Annotated in this window: 4 protein-coding genes; all 4 read left to right on the forward strand. The window is 38.9% G+C overall.

What is annotated here, in order from left to right:
* The coding region (locus tag ACEW8O_RS03230) for a peptidase (protein ID WP_373493186.1) at nucleotides 1–2,215 on the forward strand (2,215 nt) is incomplete at its 5' end.
* A gap of 183 nt (nucleotides 2,216–2,398) precedes the next feature.
* Nucleotides 2,399–2,827, forward strand: a complete 429-nt coding sequence (locus ACEW8O_RS03235; RefSeq protein WP_373493187.1) for a hypothetical protein — start codon at nucleotides 2,399–2,401, stop codon at nucleotides 2,825–2,827.
* Between the two features lie 11 nt (nucleotides 2,828–2,838).
* Nucleotides 2,839–3,186 (forward strand): hypothetical protein, encoded by a 348-nt coding sequence (locus ACEW8O_RS03240; RefSeq protein WP_373493188.1) that lies wholly within the window; start codon nucleotides 2,839–2,841, stop codon nucleotides 3,184–3,186.
* 91 nt (nucleotides 3,187–3,277) lie between these two features.
* Nucleotides 3,278–4,729 carry a PhoPQ-activated pathogenicity-related family protein gene (locus ACEW8O_RS03245; RefSeq protein WP_373493189.1) on the forward strand — a complete coding sequence of 484 codons (1,452 nt, stop codon included), beginning with the start codon at nucleotides 3,278–3,280 and terminating at the stop codon, nucleotides 4,727–4,729.
* Nucleotides 4,730–5,230: the final 501 nt, after the last annotated feature.

The following is a 5,230-nucleotide window of genomic DNA, read 5'->3' on the forward strand; positions in this document are numbered from 1 at the left end:
CAACCCTGATGGCCATGAGATCATTACCAATTGGTATATGGGTCAGGAGGATGTCAAAAAGAGAAATATGAGCTCCCCCTACATGTACCAAAAATACGTAGGGCATGACAATAACAGGGATTTCTTTATGAACAATATGAAGGAGTCCATCAATACTTCCCGTCAACAATATGTTGAGTGGTTGCCTCAGATCATTTATAATCACCATCAAACTTCACCGGCAGGAACTGTTGTGGCGGGACCTCCCTACCGTGATCCTTTCAACCATGTGTTTGATCCTTTGATCATGACAAGTTTGGATGGGGTAGGTGCTGCCATGATCAACAGATTGAATATCGAAGGCAAACCTGGATACACCCGATTGGGAGGTTCTGTTTTCTCATCCTGGTGGAATGGTGGTCTTCGTACCACGCCCTATTTCCACAATATGATCGGAATCCTGACCGAGACAACCGGTGGACCGACACCTTCTGAAATCCCCTTGGTTCCGGAAAGATTGATCCCCACTCATGCCACTCCTTACCCGATTGAGCCTCAACCTTGGAACTTCAAAAAATCAATCGATTATTCAGTTACCATGAATTATGCGATTTTGGATTTTGCGAGTCGAAATTCAGACGCACTTTTATACAATATCTATAAAATGGGTAGAAACAGTATAGAAAGAGGTAATATGGATCATTGGACCAAGTATCCAAAAAGATCTGCAGCTGTTCAGCAAGCATTTGAAGATTCTAAAGCCAAAAAATCTGCTGATGATCCTGAGATGGCCTATTACGGCATGAGAAGTGGTTTGCCGGTTCAGTTTTTTGATTCTGTATTTAAGGATTTGAATCTTAGAGACCCAAGAGGATTTATTCTTTCTTCTGATCAACCTGATTTTCCGACAGCTATCCGCTTCGCCAATGCCTTGATCAAATCAGGTATTCAGGTTCACCGGGCTACGGATGCATTTACAGTTGCAGGTAAAAATTACCCCAAGGGATCACTTGTTTTTAATTCCGCACAGGCATTTAGGCCCCATTTGTTGGATATGTTTGAGCCCCAAGATCATCCCAATGATTTTGAATTTCCGGGTGGACCTCCAAAAAGACCTTATGATGCAGCAGGCTGGACCTTGGCCTTCCAAATGGGAGTGGAGTTTGATAGGATATTGGATGGTTTTGATGGCCCTTTTGAAGCACTGCCTTATGGAGAAGTTTTGGATTTCCCGGCAACAAGGGTTCCAGGTGGATCAGTTCTGATCGATGCAAGGGCTAACAATGCATTTATTGTTGTAAATGATCTGTTGAAAGCAGGGGTGAATGTTTCCCGTACCACAAGCACAGTTTCCGATTTGCCTGCGGGAAGTTTCTTTGTTTCCGGTGGAAAAGCCATTTTGGAGAAAGCTGCGAAAGATTATGGAGTGAAAATGATTTCTGCCTCCCGGCCATCGGGAACAGTCCCTGTTAAACCTGCCAAAGTAGCCCTGTTTGATCACTATGGAGGTTCTATGCCATCAGGCTGGGTCAGGTGGATGTTGGAACAATACAATTTCCCCTTCCAAGTGATTTATCCTAAGGATATCGATGCAGGTAATCTGAAAGCCAAATATGATGTGATTCTGTTTATTGGCGCTGGCGCACCGGGAACAATAAGAAATTGGAGCGGTCAACCAAAAGAAGAAGATATTGATTCACAATACCATAAATTGTTAGGCAATCTAACCAAAGACAAATCAGTTCCTGAATTGAAGAAATTTATGGAAGAGGGAGGTAATGTTGTAGCAGTTGGTGCCAGTACTTCATTAGCTTATGATTTAGGTTTGCCTATTAGCAATGCCCTAATGGAAACATTGGCTGATGGAAAACAAAGAAACTTGCCAGGTGATAAGTTTTATATACCCGGAAGTATTTTGAAGGCCAGATTGGATCCCAATCATCCAGCCAATTGGGGTATGGGAAGTACAGCCAATATGGTGTACAATAACAGCCCTGTTTTCAATCTGGCTCCCGATGCATTGATGCAGGGAGTAAAACCATTAGCTTGGTTTGGAACAGAATCACCCTTGGTGTCCGGTTGGGCATGGGGAGAATCTTACCTGAGAAACGGCGTGGTGGCTTTTGAAGCACCGATTGGCAAAGGAAAGCTATACGCTTTCGGCCCTGAGATTACATTCAGAGCCCAGGCACATAATACCTTCAAGCTGCTGTTCAATCAGTTGTATATGAAATAGAAGTTTTATTTTCCAAACCATAAAATAGGTAACATACATTAAAGGAATGATTTAAAAAATAGCATAAAGAGACTTTCCTTTATGCTATTTTTTTTCCAAATTAGTGAAACAATTAATATGAGGTTATCTTATTCATTTTCGATTTAACATTTTTATCAAATCTAAAGCTTCAAAAATTCTTAAATGGATTGTTTTGTAAACTTTGTTAGTTTTTTTTCGAATGTGATGACCATTATTGCATCAGGGCTGGTAATATTTTTATTTTTCAAAAATAAATCAAAAATAAAATCCGCTTTTAACTTTCTTCTTTCATATTCATTTCACTTGACATTATCTGAGTTGAAAAATAAAATCGAACGTCTAAATGACTATAACGTAAATTCGGATGAAGGTAAAAGGGCCATTATTGAAATCTTACACGAAATTCAAGGCCAAATTCAAGGTAATGAAAAATTAAGAATGTTGATGGATAAACAATTTATCAAAATAAAGGAATTTAATGATTTTCCTTTCAATTTAAGTGAACCAAAAAAAAGGAGTTTGGTTAGTGAATTAAGAGAAAGTTTGAGAAATTTAGAATTGGATAGATTCAAAGATTTTAATCAAGAATAAAGGAGGGTAAAATGAAAATTATACAGGTTTTGAACTCAATTATTGAGAAAAAAGATAAAATCACCAATGTAAAACCGCTTGGTAGCTTATATTTCTTTTTGTTTGATGGAGAATTTAAATGGGCTATTGAAAGGGATAATAGTGGGGATTCCTATTCAGTATATTTTTTTCCATCTAAAGAGGCGTTAATTGACTATTTATCAAGTACTCTCACCTGGATGGAAGAAGACTACGTAAAATATTCAACAGAGGAGTTAAAATCAAAAGAGGCATTTGAAACTTTTAAAGACTTATATCAGATCGTGGTTGACAAAGTATTTGACATTGATAAAATGTTTGATAAAATTATCAGCGCATAAATTGAATCTGAAAAAGGCACTTAGGAAATCACTTTTGTACGTTTTTTATTTTTTAGCTATCTTTTGAATTGAACTCAACCCAAAATAATTTATGGTCAGGAAACTAAATGAAATAATCCTCAAAGGATTAATCCCAGCTTTTTTTATCACAATATTTCTAAGTTGTCAGACGCAGAATGCCGAGGTAGAAAGTAGGACTTTGGAACAGTCTGCAACGATTCTTAAAGACTATGTGCATGCCGAAGACCCTACATTTAGATATGAAATAATTCATTCTCTTGAAGGGGATGGATTTGACTATCATGTGGCAAAAATGTACTCACAACATTGGCTACAAAATGATATAGTGAATGAAACCGAATGGTGGCACTATGTCTCTATGGTAATTCCCAAAGAAACAGAACATGAAACGGGGATGATGTGGATAGGAGGGGGAAGTAAAAACTCCAAGATGCCCGAAAAACCGGATCCTATAATCTATGAAGCTGCAATACGCACCAATTCCATTGTTGCACAGATACATAATGTTCCTTTTCAACCTTTAATATTTGCCAATGATACATTTGGTGAGCGTTATGAAGATGCCATTATTGCCTATGGCTGGAGAAAATTCATGGAGGGTGGGGCGAAAGATGAGGACGCCATTTGGCTGGCCAGATTGCCAATGACCAGGGCAGTGAAGTTGGCCATGGATGTGGTGACTGAAATCTCTGAAGACAAACATGAAAAAATTTTGGACAAATATGTTGTAGCTGGAGCTTCTAAAAGAGGTTGGACGACATGGACAACGGCTGCGGTAGACGATAGAGTAGTAGGAATGGTTCCGGTGGTAATTGACATGCTCAATATTGTGCCCTCATTTATGCATCATTGGCAGAATTATGGTTTTTGGGCCCCGGCGGTAGATGATTACGTGCGGGAAGGAATTATGGACTGGATGGGTTCCAAAGAGTTTGATAGGCTTTTGGAAATTACAGAACCTTATTCCTATTTGGATGAATATAAGGACATGCCTAAATTATTGATCAATGCAGCAGGAGATCAGTTTTTTCTTCCTGACAGTTGGAAGTTTTATTGGGATGATCTTGAGGGTGAAAAACACCTGCAATATGTTCCAAATTATGGGCATGATCTCAGTGAGTCGGATGCTTTTCCCAATCTGATTGCTTTTTATGCTTCAATTCTGAATGAAGTTCCAAGACCAAAATACTCCTGGTCAATCAATGATAAAAGCATAGATATTACTATTGACCCAAACCAGAAACCTGCTTCCATCAAATTGTGGTCAGCAATCAACGAAGAGTCAAGAGATTTTAGAATTGATGTTTTAGGGCCAAATTGGACTTCTTCCGAAATCCTGATCAACGAAAGCGGAAAATATGAAGTGGAGTTGAAAGAGCCTTCAAAAGGTTTTACAGGCTACTTTGTAGAGATTACCTATCCTGGACAAACCCCAATCAAGTTCACTACAGGAGTGGAGGTATTTCCTAGAACTTATCCTTTTGAACCCTTCAAACCGGAAATTCAACGAGGGAGTTTTTAAAAGAATTGAAAGTAATTGGGTTTTGAAATTGGAACATTAAAAAGATTGTAAACGGTCAGATATAAAAAAGACCTCTCCTTTCGTACCAATGACATAAATCGGAGCGGCCGTCACCCTGACGTAGGAAAGCCTGCCCCGATCCTTTCGGGGGGTCTCACGAGGAGCAGGAAATGATAAATTTAACATAAATAGAACCTCAAGAGATTCCTCGTGCCTACCAATGACAGAATTCGGGACAGCCGTCATGCTGACGAAGGTAGCATCTCATGAAGTTCAGGAAAAGGATGATTTTGACCATAAGAATTGAATACTTTTCCAGTAATTCATCCGTCTAATTGTACCCTTGGAGATCCTTCGTACCTACCAATGACAGAATTAGAAATTGATGTTTTAGAACTATCAATAGCATTCAAATCTTGTAAATTACTTTGCCTTGTCACCTCGACGTCAGGAGAGGTCTATGGCCTGATGTCATTATCAATTCTAAACATTTTAGAAATG

Origin of the sequence: Aquiflexum sp. (genome assembly GCF_041749095.1) — a bacterium.
In the GTDB taxonomy this organism is placed as follows: Bacteria; Bacteroidota; Bacteroidia; order Cytophagales; family Cyclobacteriaceae; genus Aquiflexum.